This window comes from Mycolicibacterium mageritense (genome assembly GCF_010727475.1).
GTDB classification, from domain to species: Bacteria; Actinomycetota; Actinomycetes; order Mycobacteriales; family Mycobacteriaceae; genus Mycobacterium; species Mycobacterium mageritense.
The window spans coordinates 4668122-4684367 of record NZ_AP022567.1 but is presented as its reverse complement, the minus strand read 5'-3'; the positions used below and the strand labels follow the sequence as shown (position 1 = coordinate 4684367).

Sequence of the window (16246 nt, the reverse complement as noted above, 5' to 3'; positions counted from 1 at the left end):
CCTCTCACCGGGCGAGCCGGCCGCCGCTGGTTTCACTGGTGCGCATCAGGACCAGCAGCCCCAGCACCGCGCACGCCGTGCCCCAAAGACCCGGCGCAGCGTTCCACCCGGTGACCGCGATCAACTGCCCACACAGGTAGGGACCGAACCCCGCTGCGACGATGGTGCCCAGGTTGAAGCCGATGGATGTGCCGGTGTAGCGATTACGCCCAGGGAACAACTCGGCGAACGTGGTGTAGACCGCGGCTGAGACAAACGGTTCGATCGCACTGAACAGCAACACGATTGGCACGAGTACCCAAAGGCCGCTCGCGCGGTCGACGACCAAGAACAGCGGCAGAGAAAGCAACGCGGACGCCGCGAATCCGATGGCCGCGATCGGCCTGCGGCCGCGCGTGTCGCTCACCTGACCCATCAACGGAAACAGCCCTGCAGTGACCACGAGCACGACGCCGAGCATCGAGTACACCGCCACCGGGGCGAACCCCTGCGCCTGTACGAGGTGGATGCCGAGGTAGAGCTTGGCCAGGAAACCGGGCCCCAGCACCGCGATGGTCAAGGCGGCGACTCTCAGCACGTCACCGAGATGACGGCTCAACACGTCACGCACCGGTGTACGGCTGACTTCGGCGTGCTCGACGATCGCCACGAACTCCGGGCTGTCCTCAAGGCGCAACCGCAGAAACAGGCATCCGATGGTCATCGGCAGACACAGCAGGAACGGCATCCGCCAACCCCAGTTGGCCATCTGTTGCTGATCGAGTGCCGCGGTGGTGGCGGCCACGACCAACGCCGCAGACGCGAACCCGAGACCGATGCCGAGCGCGGGCAGCGATCCGAACAGGCCGCGTCGATGAGGTGGCGCCATCTCGACGATGTAGGTTTGGGCGCCGGTGAACTCACCGCCCGCCGATATTCCTTGCAGCAGCCGCAACACCAGTAGCAGTACCGGCGCGGCGAGCCCGACGCTTGCGTACGTCGGCAGGATGCCGATGACACTCGACGCCACCCCCATCAAGAAGATGGTTGCCATCAGCACACTGCGCCGGCCCAGCCGATCTCCCAAGGCACCGAACAGGATTCCCCCAGCAGGCCGGGCGAGGTACCCGCCCCCGAACACCGCGAGTGCGGCCAGTGTCGACGCCGCGGGATCGTCGGCCGGAAAGAACTGCGGCGCAAAGACCACGGCGAGGAATCCGTAGATCGTGAACTCATAGAACTCGACGGCGCTGCCGACAGAGCTAGCGACGGCGGCGCGGCGCAGTGTCGGCGATACCGCGACGGATGTGGGCATGGAGCGTCCTTCCTCGTTGAAGGATGGGTGGGGTGATATCAGAATTCGCACACGGCGACCGAAGGCGCCCAGCGCGGTATCGGGGTAGCTCCGGACGGCATGCGAAGGCTTTTGCTGTAACCGAATTCGTGCAGTGTCTCCAGGGCGTGTTCGCGCCCGTAGCCACTGTGGCCGACACCCCCGAAGGGTGTTCCGGTGAACGCGCGATGGTAGTGGTTGACGAACACCATGCCGGCCCGAATGGCGCGCGACACCCGCATCGCGCGCTCGGCGTCGGCGGTGAAGACCCCGGCGACCAAGCCGAATTCGGTTCCGTTGGCGATTTCGACGGCCTCGTCCTCGGTTTCGAACGGGATCAGGCACGTCACCGGGCCGAAGATCTCCTCGGTCGCGATCCGCATGTCGTGGCGCACTCCGGTGAACAGCGTGGGCGCCACGAAATGGCCTTCGGCCAGTCGCGGGTCGCCGGGCAGGGCGGCCTGAGCGCGCAGTGTGGCACCCTCGGCGCGTCCGATGGCGATGTACTCCTCGACGCGGCGCCGCTGCTGTGCGGTGACAAGCGGGCCCACGTGGGTGTCCGGGTCCGCACCGTCTCCGACCCGCAGTCGGGTCACCGCCGCGGCCAGGCGGTCGGCGACCTCGTCGTGAATATCGTTGTGTACCAGGATGCGTGATGCCGCGGTGCATGCCTCGCCCTGGTTGAAGAACGCAGCTTCCACGGCCCACGGGATGACCGAACCGAGATCGGCGTCGTCGAACACCACGAACGGGTTCTTTCCGCCCAGCTCCATCAACGTGGGCGTGAGGTTGTGAGCTGCGGTCTTCAGCACGGCGGCCCCGGTCGACGGCGCACCGGTGAACGAAATCTTGCCGACCAGCGGATGCCCGGCCAGCGCCGCACCGGTCTCGCCTCCGCCCGGCACGACGTGCACGACGTCGTCGGGCAGTATCGACTGGGCGATCTCGATCATTCCGAGCACCGAAAGCGGCGCCTGCTCCGGCGGTTTGAGGACGACCGCGTTGCCGACGGCCAGTGCGGGTGCCAATTTGCCCGCGGTGTGCAGCGGCGGCCAGTTGAACGGCACGATCGCCGCGACGACACCGAACGGCTCGAGCATGGTGATGTCGATCGTGGGCCCGGCATCGCGTACGGCACCGGGCAGGCTCTCGCACAACGCACCGAACAACTCGAAGATCGCGATGGCCGCCTCGAGGTCGAACTGCCTGGCCTGCGTGAACGGCTTTCCGTTGTCGGTGGATTCGAGCCGGGCGATCTCGTCGGCGTGCTCGCGTACCGCATCGGCGATCCGGCGCAACCACGCGCCGCGTTCGCGGGGGCTGCGGGCCTTCCAGTTGTGGTGGGCATGGAACGCGGCGCGGACGGCGGCGTCGACCTCGCCGGCTCCGCATCCCTGGATCGTCGCCACTGTTGTTCCGGTCGCCGGGTTTTCGACGGCGAACCGATGGGCTGGGTCGTCCGATGACCAACGGACGCGGGTCAATTGATCTGGTGTCATCACTGTTCCTTCCTGACCAGGTGGACCTTGTCGGCCATGAGCTGCAGATCGGCCGCGTTACCGCTCGCGATGGCAATCACCTCGGCGGGATCGAGGCCACCGGTCCGCAGGGCGCCCAGCGGATCGGGCTCCCCCATGTCGAACGGAAAATCGGACCCGAGCAGGACGCGGTCGGCGCCCGCGACGTGGACGAGCCGGCGCAGGGCTTCGGGGGTGTGCACGAGCGAGTCGAACCACATGCGACGCAAGTAGGAACTCGGCGGTGCGAGGCATTCGCGGGCGTCGCGCCGGTTGCGCCACGCGTGATCGGCCCGCGCCGCGAAGGCCGGTAGATAGCCCCCACCGTGCGTGGCAATGAACCGCAAACCCGGAAACCGGTCGAGCACGCCGCCGAAGATCAAGTGCGACAAGGCGACCGCGTGCTCGACGGGCTGACCGACGGAGTTCGCCAAATACCAGCGGTCGAGCCGCTCGTCGAGCGTGCAGCCCCACGGATGCAGCAACACCACCGCACCGAGGTCACATGCGGTGCGCCAGAGCGGTTCCAGTCGCGGATCGGAGAGTTCGATGGTTCCGCCGCCGGGATCTACTGCGTGCGAACTTATCTCGACTCCTTTCAGGCCGTGAGCGAGCACCGCACTCTCCAGGGCTGCCACCGCGAGGTCGGGATGCTGCAATGGCACAACGCCAAGGCCGGCGAGGCGGTCGGGCGCCGACGCGCAGTGCGCGGCCACGCCTGCATTGGTCGCGTCGGCGAGCTGTGCCGCCAGGCCTCGGTCGGCCCAGCCGTGATACTGCGTCGGCACCACCGACACCAGTTGCGCGTCGATCCCGGTGGAGTCCATCGCCGTCAGGCGTGCGGTCACGTCGGTTAGCAGCGCGTGCAGGTGGGCCCACTGCTCGGCGTTGACCGCCGCTGATCGGAGGCCCAGGCGACGCTTTTCGAGCTCAGCCGACTCCTGGTATCCACGGTGCGCGCGGGCAATCTCCTCGACGTCGTCGAGCCACACGTGGGCGTGGACATCCAGCGTCGGCGCCGCCATCGATTACCTCCCGGAAGTTGGGCTTTGAGAAGCGAGAACCTCGCTGTCAACGATTCTCGAACCGCCAACATAGGAAAGGAAGCCAATTCTGGCTATGACATATATAGATGCTGTCTATATCAAAGGATGAGTTCCGAAAGGCACTGCCGCAGCCACGCGTGCGCCGGATCCGCATCGTGCATCGGATGCCACCAGAACGCCTCGACGAGTGGGAGCGCATCGAAAGGGCATGGCAGCACACGGAATTCGGACCCGGCTGCGCTGAGCGCGGCGACCCTGGACTGCACCAGCGCGATCGCGTCCGATCCGCGCAGCAGCTGAGGAAGCACGAGGAACGACTCGGCGACCGCGCAGACCCGTGGGACGACCCCGAGAAGTTCCATCTGCCGCCACGCCGCGGCCCTGCCCAGCGGATCGACGAACGTGGTCACCCACGGCAATTCCTGCAGATTCTGCATTGTCAACTGGTCACCGACGCGGGTGTTGTCGGACGACAACACACACACCCACTCGTCGGTGTAGAGATCCAAGCGGCGCGGCAGGTCGAGATAGCCGTGCGGCATGAGCACGCCGTCGACGGTGCGGTAGAACTCGTCGTCCCGACTGATCGCCGATGCTGTCACCGGAGTGAATCGGATACGTGCACCTGGCGCTTCCCGCGACAGCCGGGCCACCAGCGGCCCGCCGGCCACGCTCATCCCGTGGTCGGACGACACGATCGTGAACTCGCGCCGCGTCTGCGCCGGATCGAACTCGGCCTCGGCGCCGAACACCCGCTCGACAGCAGCGATCGCCACGCTCGTCAACGGCACGATCTGCTCGGCGAAATGGGTGAGCACATAGTGATTGCCGGATCTCGTCAACAGGGCGTCGCCAAAATGCCTGCGCAAGCGGGCCAGCGAACTCGACAGCGTGGGTTGGCTGCGACCGAGGCGCGCGGCAGCGCCGCTCACGCTGCGTTCGGTGAGCAACGCGTGTAACGCATAGAGCTGTGGGAGGTCGAGACCCGACAGCCGGGGATCCATTCACGACCTCCGACGCGAACCAGCCAGCCCTGCCAACCCGGTCACCCGCCGACGACCAGACCGTGGGCCGCGGCGTAGGCCAGCGCCTGCTCGATGTCGATCTTGGCGCTGCGCACCTTCGCCGTGGTCCAGAACGTGGGATCCACGCGGGCGGCCCGCAGGTCGGCCTCCTCGAGCTTGGCGTCCTGTACCCGGGCTCCCGTGAGGTCGGCGCGGCGCAACACTGCCTTGCGCAGATCGGCACCCACCAAGCTGGTCTCGCGCAACCGGCAGTCCGACAGATCCACGCTGCGCAGGTCGCACCCGCCGAGCACGGCAAGGGTCAGGTCCGACTCCACGAGTTTGATGGGCCGCATCCGCGCCTCGGTGAACACCGACCCGAGCAGGCTGCAGTTGGTGAAAGTGCTGTGCCACAACGTGGCCCGCCGGAACGTGCAATTGCGGAACGCCGAGCCGGAATGTTCGGACTCGGACAGGTCGACGCCGCTGAAGTCGCACTCGGTGAAGACCACGCGCTCGGTGCGGAGCCGACTCAGGTCGTCATCGCGAAAGTCACGCCCGACGAACTCCTCGTCAATCCAAGACAATTCCGGCATGCCCTCAGCCGGGCAGTGCGGTGAGGCTGTTGAGCGAGTACTCGGTGATGGCGATCAGCGCGTTCTTCGCCGATTCGCGGTCACGCGCATCGACGGTGATCACCGGGATGTGGTCGGGCAGCGCCAGCGCCTTGCGCACGGCTTGTGTGGGATGCCGTGGCGCACCGTCGAATTCGTTGACCGCAACAAGGAACGGCAGGTTACGGGCCTCGAAGAAGTCCACGGCGGCGAAGCTGTCCTGCAGCCGCCGGACGTCGACGAGCACGATGGCTCCGATCGCGCCGCGCACCAGGTCGTCCCACATGAACCAGAACCGCCGCTGCCCGGGCGTGCCGAACAGGTACAGCACCAGATCCTCGGCCAGGGTGATCCGGCCGAAGTCCATGGCCACGGTGGTGGTGCGCTTGTCGGGGGTTCCGTCCAGCGCGTCCACGCCCTCGGACACGTTGGTGACCAACGCTTCCGTGCGCAACGGCATGATCTCCGATACCGCTCCCACGAACGTCGTCTTGCCGGCACCGAATCCGCCGGAGATGACGATCTTCGTCGACGCGGCCGCGCGCCGGGCCGCTCCCCCGGCCGAGCGCCTGTCAGAGTGCTCGTAGGCCACGCAGGGTCCTTCCTATCAGTTCGCGGCGCTCGTCAAAGCTCGCGGAGTCGTCGAGGGTCGTGTGCACCCGTAGATAACCCTGCGTCACCAGATCCCCGATCAGCACGCGCGCCACGCCGAGCGGTAAGGATAAATGTGCAGCGATCTCCGCCACAGACGGGCTGTCGGCGCAGAGTTCGACGATCCGGCCCCGAACGTCGTGGCCGGGCCACCGCGGTTCCTTCGTGGTGTCCAGCGTCTCCACCGGCGCTTCCAGGGGCAGATGGATGCGCGAGTCCGTGCGGCCGGCCGTCAGGGTGTACGGCCGTACCAGACTGGGCCGTTCAGATTCCGATTCGTCCACGGGCTCGAAGGTCTTTCACGAAGTTCTGTCAGGAACGTGCCGGGGTCCGACGCGACGATTGCACCACGGCGCCCACGCGTTCGACCAGGATCGCCATCTCGTAGCCGATCTGGCCGATGTCGCACGAGCGGCTGGCCAGCGTCGCGAGATTGGATCCGTCGCCCACGCGCATCAGCAGCAGATAGCCGTTCTCCATCTCGACCACCGACTGCAGCACATGCCCGCCGTCGAACAACTGGGCCGCGCCCGTGGCAAGGCTCGCGAGCCCGGACGCCACCGCCGCGAGCTGATCGGCGCGTTCGATCGGCATGTGCTCGCTGGCGGCCATCAGCAGCCCGTCGGCTGACACCAGCACCGCGTGCGACACACCGGACACGTCGCGGGCGAACTTGGACACCAACCAGTCCAGGGAGTCGCGCTGGGATGGACGGGTCATTCGCTATCGGTTCCTCTGGTCTCTCGGGCGTGCGATCGGCCGGCGTGCACGCCGCCAAAATGGCTGCTCATGCTCGCCCGGACTGCTTCGGGATCGCGCGGCGGGAACACCGCAAAGATGCCGCTGTCAGGTTCGGCTGTTGATGCTACTTCGAAACCGACACTGTCGTCGGTCCGGTGTGCGCCACCGTTGCGGTGACGGCCGTTGACACCCGCGGCGGCAGCGACGCCGCCGGGCACGAGCCTGGCGCCCGGCGTACGCATGGGCAGGCCTTCCTCGGTGTGCTGCTCGACGGGCGCATCCTGCGCCGCCGCAGCCACCGACCAGCCCTTTTCCCATACGGTCTTCCAGTCGAGATCCTCGCTGCGGGCGTGCGTCGTCGGATCGATGTCCCACTCGGTGACCATCGACTGATAGATCGCATCCCCGTCGCCCACGGACGTCTGCGACGCCTCCTCGACGGGCTGCTCGAACGCCTCGGCGGGCACATGCACACCGTTGGTGGCCTGGATCCGCGACGCGAAGAACGACGACGTGTTGGTGGGCACCTGATTGGGACGCTCGGCGCCCACGGCATCCTCGGCGTCCTCGTCATCGCCTGCATCGTCTGCGGCAGCGGTGTCCTCAGTGGCCATGGGCCACTGCTGGGGCCACTCGGCGGCAGGCTCCCCTGTCTCCCCTGAAACGGTCTCCTCAGGAACGGTTTCCTCGGCGGTGACCGGCGCCAGAGTCGCGGGAAGCTCGGAGATTCCGCTGGCTCCCGGACTGCGCTGCGGCAAAAGGCCGAACGGGACATCGGCGTGACCGTTCAGGTGCTGTTCGGGCTCGCCGGCGCCGAAGAAGCCGGCCGCGGTCAGCGGGGTGGCGCCGAACGACGGCGTCGAGCCGTTCAGACTCTCGACCGCGGCGCCGGTGGCCACGTCTGCTTTCGGGGTGCCGAGCGACTGGCCGTCGCGCACCAGCAGCTCGGCCGGAACGTAAACGCCTGCGGTGGTGCCCGAGTTCGGTTCGTCCGGGATGGTGCTACGCAACCGCACCACCAGGCCGTGCTGGCCGGCCAGCCGGCCGACCACGAACAGGCCCATGTGGCGCGCGGTGTAGGGGTTGACCTCACCGCCGGACTGCAGCCGGATGTTGGCGACCCGCAGGTCGGACTCGGTCATGCCCAGCCCGACATCGCTGACCTCGATGACCATTCCGCCGTTGCCCGCGTGCACAGCGGTCACGCGCACCTGCGAGATCGGCGGTGAGTAGCGCAGGGCGTTGTCGAGCAGTTCGGCAAGCAGGTGGATCAGGTCGCCGGAGGCCGAGCCGACGATCTCGGTCTCGGGAATGGTGGCCGCGACGACGCGCGTGTAGTCCTCGACCTCGGAGGTCGCGGCGTTGATGATCGTCGCGATCGGGACCGGTTCGCTGTGCTCGCGGGTCACCTTGGAACCCGAAAGCACCAGCAGGTTGGCGCCGTTCCGCCGCATGCGGGCCGCGAGGTGGTCGAGCCGGAACAAGCTCTCGAGGCGTTCCGGGTCGTCCTCGTTGCGCTCCAACCGGTCGATCAACGACAGCTGCTGGTCCACAAGGGACCGGCTGCGCCGCGACAGGGTCTCGAACATGTCGGACACCTGCGTCTGCAACTGCGCCTGCTCGCCTGCGAGGAACACGGCCTGCTGATGCAGTTCGTCGACCGCGTGCGCGACCTGACCGACCTCTTCGGTCGTGTACACGGGCAGCGGCGTGACGGTCCCGGGTTCACCGCCGGAACGGACCCGTTCGATCTCGCTGGCCAGATCCTCGTGCGCGACCTTGAGCGCGCTGTCGCGCAGGGTGCGCAGCGGGCGCACCAACGAACGCGCCACCAGCAACACGATCACGAGCGCACTGATGATCGCGACGGCAACCAGGATCGCGTCGCGGATGGCGTCGCTGGTCTGATCCGCGGCCGCCTTCTCGACCGCCGCGGGGATTGCTGTGGTCGTGTCGGCAACGATCTGCTTGGCGATCTTGTCGGTCGTCTGCAGCGACTGCAGCAACTCCGGGTTACCGACGAGCGGAACCTCGGGGTTGGACATCATCGCGAGGCGCTTGACCATCTCCGAGCGCAGCGACGCGGCCTCGTCGGAACCTTCGCCGAGGAGCTTGCCGAGGGCCGTGACCGTCGACGGCTCGGTGCCTGCCATCGTGATCATCGAGGTTCGCAACAGTGGCTCGGGCTCGTCGCCGCCCCGGTTGACCATCATCTGCTGGATGGCCATCTGACCGCGCGCGCCCACCGCGCGCGCCAGGCCCTCGACCTGAGCCTGTACGTCGTGGTCGTTGCTGCTCACCGAGCCGGTGATCGCGGATTCTCCGGTCAGCAGGAGCGGCCCGTAACCGATGATGCGCTGACGCAGATCGATCGAGTTGGACGCCACGGCCTTGACGAGTTCCTGCCCCTTGCCGAGCAAGGTGTCCACGGCGGATTTGACGTCAGGGACGACATCGGTCGAGTCGAGCCGTTGCTGCAGGTCAGATCGCCGGGCGTCGAACTCGGCCATGGCGTCCGTGCCGTCACCGCCCTCGGTCGCCGTCACCATGACGGCTTCCATCGCGGCCAGGTATTTGTCGATGTCCGGGATCAACTCGGCCCGGTCGGCCGCCAGCCGGAGTTCGGACGCCTGGGTGGCACTGCCGTAGATCCGCAGACCGCCGAACGTCGCGGCGAGGATCAGCGGCACCAGAACGATCGCGAGCACTTTCCAGCGAACGGGCCAGTTCGCCGGCGACCACCGTGACGGCCGTTTGGCCAGCGCTTCGGACGGGGCGAATTCGACCACCGTGCCGTCGGCCTGTTTGAGGTGGGTAAAGGCGGTCATCGGCGCCCGACCCTGCTGCCGGCCGCTTGTCCGCATTTCAGTCCTAGGGCGTGATTCATAAGGCTTCCTGCTGTTTTCGCCCACGCTCGGGCGGGCGTCAAACGCCTGGCAATTGCACGAGTATGACAGCCACACGCAGCCGTTTCCACAATTCTTACTGAACAGACAGAGTTCGTGACCGAGCTGTAGCGCGATTGTGTGGTAATCGAGCAAACCACGTTGCAATCGCTGCCTAGGATGCCGGCTGGCTGCGCGGCACGCGGACATACGATCATCGTCGAATGTTTCGGCTGCTGTTCTTCTCGCCCCGGATTGCTCCCAACACCGGCAATGCCATCCGAATGGTCGCCGCCACCGGCTGCGAGCTGCACCTGGTGGAGCCGCTCGGTTTCGACCTGTCCGAGCCCAAGCTGCGTCGTGCCGGCCTCGACTACCACGACCTGGCGTCGGTCACGGTGCACACCGATTTGGCCAGCGCCTGGGCCGCGCTGATGCCGGCGCACGTGTACGCGTTCACCGCGCACGCGTCGACACCGTTCGCCGACATCGCCTATCAACCCGGCGATGTGTTGATGTTCGGCCCGGAGCCCACCGGGCTGGACACCGAGACGCTCGCCGACCCGCACATCACCGCACAGGTGCGGATTCCGATGCTGGCGGGGCGGCGGTCGCTGAATCTGTCCAACGCCGCCGCCGTCGCCGCGTATGAGGCGTGGCGCCAACACGGGTTCACCGGCGCCGTCTGATCACGGCGTCGGGCTGAGTCCAGTTACGCCGCGGACCCGAAACCGGTGCGGCGCTTGACCGGAAACTTCTCAGAGGCTTCATACACCTGTCGTGGTCACCAGGTGTCCCAGTGCGCGAACTGCTCGGCCGGCAGACGCTTGGCCTTCTTGAAATCGGTGCCCTTGGTGTAGGCGATCGGGAACAGCCCGGCCTGCGCGTACTGATCGAACGGGATGCCGAGAACGTCGGCGGCCTGCTTCTCCCCCTCACCGAGCAGATGCAGTGTCGTCCATGCCGACCCGAGCCCGCGCGACCGCAGCGCGAGCATGAAGCTCCACACCGCGGGCAGCAGCGACCCCCAGTACGACGCGGACATTCCGGCCGGGGCGCCGTCGGGCCGCCCCTCAAGGCACGGAACCAGCAGCACCGGGGCCTTCTCGAAATTCTCGTTGAGATATTTGGCCGAGTTCATCACCGAGTCGATCTGCTCGTCGCGGATGTCGCCGCGCTCGGGCTTGGGCAGATCGAGGTATGGAGTGGCGTTCGCCCGGTAGATGTCGGCGAGCGCCTTCTTCTTCTCCGGATCCTCGACGAAGACGAACTGCCAGCCCTGGGCGTTCGAACCGGTCGGTGCCTGCAGTGCGATGTCGAGGCACTCCAGCAGCACCTCACGCGGGACGGGCTTGTCGAAGTCCAGCCGTTTGCGCACCGAGCGCGTGGTGGTCAGGACTTCGTCGGCGGAGAGGTTCAGATTCAGATCGGCTGTCATGGCGTGAGACTACCGTCGCGCCGCGATGCCGACGAACTGCCCGGCCTCCGCCGAGCCTACGAATTACGTTGTTCAGCTGGCATTCTCGGCCAGGACCAGGTCGTCCCAGCCGTTGACGTGGGTCTCGTCGGAGTGGTCCTCGTCGCGGTGCCGCGGTTCGGGCGTCACCTCGTGATCGACATCGGGCAGGCCGCCGAGCGCGGCGATGACCGCCGTGATCTTTGCTGCCTCGTCATCGGTCGGTGTCGCGCCTGCCTCCAACTCGTCGAGCAGGTCTGCTCGCAGCCCGGCACCGTTGGCGACCTCGTGCGCGGACAATTTCGCGTGCACCCGGATCACGTAAAGTTGCTGGCCCAGACTCGAACCCGGTGCTGCCGCGGCGTGCGCCATCAACGAGTCGTAGCGGCGGCGCACCCCGCTGAGCGCCACGATCACGTCCGGCGACGGCCTGGAGCTGGCGGCCGCATCGGTCAGCGCGGCCCGCAGCTTCCGCAGACCCGACAGCACCACGTCGGCACGCTTGTGGAATTTCTTGTCCTCCTGGAACGGCAGGGCATCGATCGCGGCCGAGTACATGTGCATCGCGGCCTCAGAGAGGCTGACGATGATCGACGAATCGCCGTCCGACGATGCGCTCTGTCTCATGGGCCCCTCATTCCTTCTGCGATCACATGCAATGGCGTCGGACCAGAGAGTAGCGGCTGCGCGGCCGTCCGTCAGCGCTAGGGGGGATTGAACTATGGCGCGAATTGGAGTATGCGACGGGCAGTTTGGGACATCACGCCGCCGCGGCCCGCGGGTGCGGCACGCGCTGTGGCCCCTATTGTGAACGGGTATCCGGCTCGCTCGACGGGAGGTCAAGATGACCGGACTGGCGCAATCGGCAACGGCCACCGACGCTTCCGAATGTGGCGAGTCGATCGCGGTGACCGAGCCGATTCCCGTACCTGGTCCGGGCGACCAGGAAACTCCCCGTCCGACCGGTGGCAGGCTCGTCACATTGGGGCTGGTCTGCGGCGCGACCGGAGCAGCTGCCATCGCGTGGTTTGTCTTTCTGGGCCCGGGCGAACTCGGCAGCAGGTCGGAGTGGTTCTTCGGCGCGGTCGTCTTTGTCGTTGTGCTTGTGACCATCTGGCAAACGCACACGATCCAGCGGCAAGCCAACCGGGATGCCGCCGACGCCGCCGAACGGCTGCGCCGAGAACTGGCCGCGGCCGACGAGCGCTCGGCCGTGGAACTCGCGCTGACGAAGAAATGGCACCGCGCCGAGCTGGAGGCTCAGCAGAAATCGCACCGTGCCGAGCTGGATGCGCAGCGCGCGCTGGCCCGCGCCGAGCGCACCCAGCTCGTCGGCCAGCTCCAGCGGCAGGCGATGATCGAGGTCTCCCGCGCCGTGGGCGCACACACCAGGATGCTGGCAACGCTGTGGAGCGAGGGCGCGCGAATCCTGGGCAACGAGGACCGCGACGAGCGCGAGGCCGCGATGAACGCGATCTTCGAGCAGATCGCCCAGGTGGTCAACGAGGTCTCGGTCGAGTTGGACAACGCGTATCTGCTGAGCGAGGACACCCGACTGAGCCACGCGCTCGATCGCGTCAATGACGCTGTGCTGATGGCGATTCAAGTGGCCGAGGAGCTGCACGCCGACGTGATCGAAGGGCGCGTGCCCGAGACCAATCCGGTCACCGACGTAGGGCGGCTCATGCACGAACGGGCAGCAGAGGCTCGCAGACTCGCGTGGGCGCTGATCAGAACCGGCCTGCAGGACAGCGCCGACTGACTCAGGCCCGCCCAATCTCGTGCGGTTCCATCACTGAAGGTGATGACAGCCAGCACGATTCGATATTGGACGCCGGCAAGTGCCCTGACGCATGGTTGTGCGGGTGCGCGACAGCGCATCTGACTCATGCCGGTTTATCCAGGAGATGCTTGTGGCAGAACCAACAAGGGCGACAAATGTCGAGAGTCGCGCCGTGCGCCCCGGAGCGCACTGACCGTGGCCGGAACAACGTTCAGTCGCAGGAACTTCCTGATCGGCGGAGGACTCGCCGTCGCGGCGGTTTCGGCCGGACGTCCCCATGCGCGGGCCGAAAGCCTGGCCGGGCTACGGTCGGCGGTGCGCGGCCGTGTTCTGCTGAGCGGCGACCCCGGCTTCGACGCCGCCCGAACCCCGTGGAATCTCGCGGTCGATCAATCCGTGCGGGCGGTCGTCGACCTTGTCGACGCTGACGATGCGGCGGCGTTGATCCACTTTGCGCGCAACGCAGGTGTGCCGATTGCCGTGCAGCCCAACGGCCATGGCGCCTCGGATGCGTTGGACGGCGCTATCCTCGTCCGGACCGCCGCACTGAACGACACGCAAGTGGACACCGCAGCTGGTACCGCTCGGGTGGGGCCGGGTGTCTCGTGGGCCAAGGTCCAGGAAGTGGCAGGCCCGGCAGGCCTGACCGGGGTGGCCGGCAGTTCCCCCACGGTGAGCATCACGGGTTACACCCTCGGTGGCGGCTTGAGCTGGTTCAGCCGGAAATTCGGCTGGGCCGCGGAAAGTGTCGTCGCCTTCGAAGTCATCACCGCGGCGGGCGAGCGCCTGACGGTGACCGACGCCAGTGAACCGGACCTCTTCTGGGCCCTGCGCGGCGGAGGCGGCGACTATGCACTCGTAACCTCAATCGAGTTCGCACTCAAACCGGCGCCGTCGGTGTACGGCGGCACGATGGTCTGGCCTGCCGAGCGAGCTTCCGCGGTGCTCTCAGCGTTTCGCGACATCACCGCGACAGCACCCGACGAACTGAGCCTGTGGTGCAGTCTCACCCAGTTTCCCGGCGCGCCTGCACTTGTCCGCATCGACACGACCTATCTGGGCCGGGCCGATGCGGGCATCGCCCTGCTGCAACCGCTCGACCGCGTCGGTGGGTCGCTTTCCGACACCCGCCGGGTACTGCCAGTGACCGACATCGGAACCATCGCCGAGGAGCCCACCAAACCCGCCGCATCGCGGCAACAGGGAACCCTCGTCACCGGCTTGACGGACCGGTTCGTCGACGCGCTGCTGACCCAGTCGATGGCACCGCTGATGAACGTGCAGATCCGCCATCTCGGTGGGGCGCTGCAACGCCCGTCCGATACTCCTGCGGGCTCCGTCGCGGTGCCGTACCTGGTGAATTTCATCGGTGCTCAGGCCAATTCGCAGATGGGCGCGGAATTGACCGCCCGCACGGGTATCTACCTCGACGCACTGGCGCAGGCGGACACCGCCAAGGTGCCGTTCAACTTCCTCGCACCCGAACAGAGCGCGTCCGACGCCTTCGACACTGCCACCCTTGCCCGATTGCAATCGGTCAAACGCTGCCGCGATCCCGAGGGCGTCTTCCGCAGCAACCATCCCGTCTGGTAGCCGGAGCATTTCGTATCCGGCGGACGAAGTGACGCCGCCCGAATCGGAAACCCTTGCTTCTGAGGGCTATCCGAACCAACGGACCGCCAGGCGGAACGTCGCACTGGTGCGCGACAGCACATTTCGGAGACCCTGAACCGCTGTTCAACCGCGTAGGTTCGTCCGCTTCAGATTTCCCACGGAGGGTTTACATGGATGATTTGGCATTCCGTTCCGCACGCGCGCTCGCGACTGCTGTCGCAACCAAAGAGGTGTCCAGCGTCGAACTTCTCGACCACTATCTGACCCGCGGAGACAACATCGGGGCGCAGCTCAACGCGATCGTCGCGCGGAACGAACGGGAGGCGAAAGCGGCTGCGCGAGAAGCCGATCGCATGGTGTCCCAGGGCGAACCCCTCGGCCCATTACACGGCGTCCCTGTCACCGTCAAGGACAGCCTCGAGGTCGCAGGCATGCGGACCACCGGGGGTTCATCGCGCTGGGGCCACCACGTTTCGACCATCGATGCCGATGCTGTCACCAGGCTCCGGAAGGCGGGTGCGATCGTATTCGGTAAGTCCAATCTGCCTGCCGACGCCCGCGACTGGCAAACCTACAACGAGGTGTATGGAACCACGAACAATCCGTGGGATCCGACGCGGGGGCCCGGCGGTTCGTCAGGGGGTTCCGCAGCCGCGTTGGCCGCGGGCCTGACCGGACTCGAGCTCGGCGGTGACACCGCAGGCTCGATCCGCGTGCCCGCTCATTTCTGCGGTGTCTACGGACTGCGCCCGTCCTACGGTGTCGTGCCCAGACACGGAAGCGTTTCCGGGCACGCGCCCGGCTCGCTGGCCGAATTCGACATGGCGGTAATCGGCCCGCTCGCCAGGCACGCCGAGGACTTGAGCTTGGGTCTCGATGTGATTGCCGGGCCGGACCGAGACAACGCACCGGCTTGGCGGTTGGACCTGCCGCCGTCGAGGGCACGCACGCTACGGGAGTTCCGCGTGGTGGCCTGGCTCGACGACCCGTTCTGTCCGGTTGACCGGGAACTCGTCGCGGCGATGGAGATCGTGGTGACAGCAATGCGGTCGGAGGGTGCCACGGTGACCGAGCGCAAAGGGCCAGTGGGACTTGAGGAGACGATGGCGCTCTACCGGCCCTTGTTGATGGCACAGAGCGGGCTGATCGAGCCGAATGCGTCATACGATGCGCTCGTCGAACACGCCGCCGCGCAAGCAGAGATCCCCGGGTTCGCTTCGGAGCTGACAGTCCGTTACCGCGACTGGCACGCGCTCGACGAACGTCGCCAACGGTCCCGCCGGCGTTGGGCGGAGTTCTTCGACGATGTCGACGTGCTCCTCTGCCCGGTCAGCCCGACCGCCGCCTTCCCGCACGATCAGCGCCCAGACGCCGGGTGGTCGGTCCGGACGCTTCAGGTCGACGGTGAGCAACGACCGTACCGGGAGATGCTGACGTGGGTGGCACCGGCGTCGCTCAACCATCTGCCGGCCGCGGTCGCGCCGATCGGATCCACGAGTCAGGGGCTTCCGATCGGAATCCAGGTGATCGCGCCCTACTTGCACGACCGCACGGCCATCCGATTCGTGCAGTGTCTGTCCGAGGTGCTCGGCGGTTTTCGGCGTCCACCCGGATTCTGAAGCG

15 protein-coding genes are annotated in these 16246 nt (G+C 66.9%); 4 read left to right on the top strand and 11 right to left on the bottom strand.

Translation table 11 applies throughout. The features are described 5' to 3' along the window. Positions 1 to 4 precede the first annotated feature (4 nt). The 9 genes from G6N67_RS22505 to G6N67_RS22465 all read right to left on the bottom strand — a co-directional run bounded on the left by G6N67_RS22505 (position 5) and on the right by G6N67_RS22465 (position 9713). On the bottom strand, positions 5 to 1294 hold the full coding sequence (locus tag G6N67_RS22505) for an MFS transporter (protein ID WP_036428791.1): 1290 nt from the start codon (positions 1292 to 1294) through the stop codon (positions 5 to 7). A gap of 38 nt (positions 1295 to 1332) precedes the next feature. Further along, entirely contained in the window at positions 1333 to 2811 is a 1479-nt protein-coding gene (locus G6N67_RS22500; protein WP_036428792.1) for an aldehyde dehydrogenase family protein, read from the bottom strand. After that, on the bottom strand, positions 2811 to 3854 hold the full coding sequence (locus G6N67_RS22495; protein WP_036428794.1) for an amidohydrolase family protein: 1044 nt from the start codon (positions 3852 to 3854) through the stop codon (positions 2811 to 2813). Before G6N67_RS22495 ends, G6N67_RS22500 begins: the two co-directional genes overlap by 1 nt. Positions 3855 to 3973: 119 nt before the next feature. After that, positions 3974 to 4879, bottom strand: a complete 906-nt coding sequence (locus G6N67_RS22490; RefSeq protein ID WP_036428797.1) for a LysR family transcriptional regulator — start codon at positions 4877 to 4879, stop codon at positions 3974 to 3976. Positions 4880 to 4920: 41 nt separating this feature from the next. Then, positions 4921 to 5475, bottom strand: a complete 555-nt coding sequence (locus tag G6N67_RS22485) for a pentapeptide repeat-containing protein (RefSeq protein WP_036428798.1) — start codon at positions 5473 to 5475, stop codon at positions 4921 to 4923. Positions 5476 to 5479: 4 nt separating this feature from the next. Next, positions 5480 to 6085 (bottom strand): GTP-binding protein, encoded by a 606-nt coding sequence (locus G6N67_RS22480; protein ID WP_036428799.1) that lies wholly within the window; start codon positions 6083 to 6085, stop codon positions 5480 to 5482. Further along, the gene (locus G6N67_RS22475; protein ID WP_036428801.1) at positions 6066 to 6428 is read right to left on the bottom strand and encodes a DUF742 domain-containing protein; all 363 of its coding nucleotides are present in this window, start codon (positions 6426 to 6428) and stop codon (positions 6066 to 6068) included. The genes G6N67_RS22480 and G6N67_RS22475 overlap by 20 nt, the downstream gene beginning before the upstream one ends. A 28-nt stretch (positions 6429 to 6456) precedes the next feature. Then, a complete protein-coding gene (locus G6N67_RS22470) occupies positions 6457 to 6864 on the bottom strand; it encodes a roadblock/LC7 domain-containing protein (RefSeq protein ID WP_036428802.1) in 408 nt (135 codons plus the stop codon). Beyond that, positions 6861 to 9713, bottom strand: a complete 2853-nt coding sequence (locus G6N67_RS22465; protein WP_063835131.1) for a HAMP domain-containing sensor histidine kinase — start codon at positions 9711 to 9713, stop codon at positions 6861 to 6863. The genes G6N67_RS22470 and G6N67_RS22465 overlap by 4 nt, the downstream gene beginning before the upstream one ends. 281 nt (positions 9714 to 9994) lie before the next feature. Here G6N67_RS22465 and G6N67_RS22460 point away from each other — a divergent pair, with 281 nt between their 5' ends. Continuing rightward, positions 9995 to 10459: a tRNA (cytidine(34)-2'-O)-methyltransferase gene (locus G6N67_RS22460; RefSeq protein ID WP_036428805.1), complete on the top strand. Its 465-nt coding sequence runs from the start codon at positions 9995 to 9997 to the stop codon at positions 10457 to 10459. Positions 10460 to 10554: 95 nt separating this feature from the next. On the opposite strand, the gene G6N67_RS22455 is transcribed toward G6N67_RS22460, so the two are convergent. Beyond that, positions 10555 to 11196: a nitroreductase family protein gene (locus G6N67_RS22455; protein ID WP_036434306.1), complete on the bottom strand. Its 642-nt coding sequence runs from the start codon at positions 11194 to 11196 to the stop codon at positions 10555 to 10557. An 84-nt stretch (positions 11197 to 11280) separates the two neighbouring features. After that, a complete protein-coding gene (locus G6N67_RS22450; protein WP_036428807.1) occupies positions 11281 to 11853 on the bottom strand; it encodes a hypothetical protein in 573 nt (190 codons plus the stop codon). A 217-nt stretch (positions 11854 to 12070) separates the two neighbouring features. Here G6N67_RS22450 and G6N67_RS22445 point away from each other — a divergent pair, with 217 nt between their 5' ends. The 3 genes from G6N67_RS22445 to G6N67_RS22435 all read left to right on the top strand — a co-directional run bounded on the left by G6N67_RS22445 (position 12071) and on the right by G6N67_RS22435 (position 16242). Continuing rightward, positions 12071 to 12988: a hypothetical protein gene (locus G6N67_RS22445; RefSeq protein WP_036428809.1), complete on the top strand. Its 918-nt coding sequence runs from the start codon at positions 12071 to 12073 to the stop codon at positions 12986 to 12988. 216 nt (positions 12989 to 13204) lie between these two features. After that, positions 13205 to 14602, top strand: a complete 1398-nt coding sequence (locus G6N67_RS22440) for an FAD-binding oxidoreductase (protein ID WP_230022143.1) — start codon at positions 13205 to 13207, stop codon at positions 14600 to 14602. Positions 14603 to 14793: 191 nt separating this feature from the next. After that, complete coding sequence (locus G6N67_RS22435) at positions 14794 to 16242, top strand: amidase (RefSeq protein WP_036428812.1); 1449 nt, start codon at positions 14794 to 14796, stop codon at positions 16240 to 16242. Positions 16243 to 16246 lie beyond the last annotated feature (4 nt).

Coding starts and splice junctions, on each gene's coding strand:
- G6N67_RS22505 (WP_036428791.1), bottom strand. CDS start 1,294: ATGCCCACATCCGTCGCGGTATCGCCGACACTGCGCCGCGCCGCCGTC.
- G6N67_RS22500 (WP_036428792.1), bottom strand. CDS start 2,811: ATGACACCAGATCAATTGACCCGCGTCCGTTGGTCATCGGACGACCCA.
- G6N67_RS22495 (WP_036428794.1), bottom strand. CDS start 3,854: ATGGCGGCGCCGACGCTGGATGTCCACGCCCACGTGTGGCTCGACGAC.
- G6N67_RS22490 (WP_036428797.1), bottom strand. CDS start 4,879: ATGGATCCCCGGCTGTCGGGTCTCGACCTCCCACAGCTCTATGCGTTA.
- G6N67_RS22485 (WP_036428798.1), bottom strand. CDS start 5,475: ATGCCGGAATTGTCTTGGATTGACGAGGAGTTCGTCGGGCGTGACTTT.
- G6N67_RS22470 (WP_036428802.1), bottom strand. CDS start 6,864: ATGACCCGTCCATCCCAGCGCGACTCCCTGGACTGGTTGGTGTCCAAG.
- G6N67_RS22465 (WP_063835131.1), bottom strand. CDS start 9,713: ATGACCGCCTTTACCCACCTCAAACAGGCCGACGGCACGGTGGTCGAA.
- G6N67_RS22460 (WP_036428805.1), top strand. CDS start 9,995: ATGTTTCGGCTGCTGTTCTTCTCGCCCCGGATTGCTCCCAACACCGGC.
- G6N67_RS22450 (WP_036428807.1), bottom strand. CDS start 11,853: ATGAGACAGAGCGCATCGTCGGACGGCGATTCGTCGATCATCGTCAGC.
- G6N67_RS22445 (WP_036428809.1), top strand. CDS start 12,071: ATGACCGGACTGGCGCAATCGGCAACGGCCACCGACGCTTCCGAATGT.
- G6N67_RS22435 (WP_036428812.1), top strand. CDS start 14,794: ATGGATGATTTGGCATTCCGTTCCGCACGCGCGCTCGCGACTGCTGTC.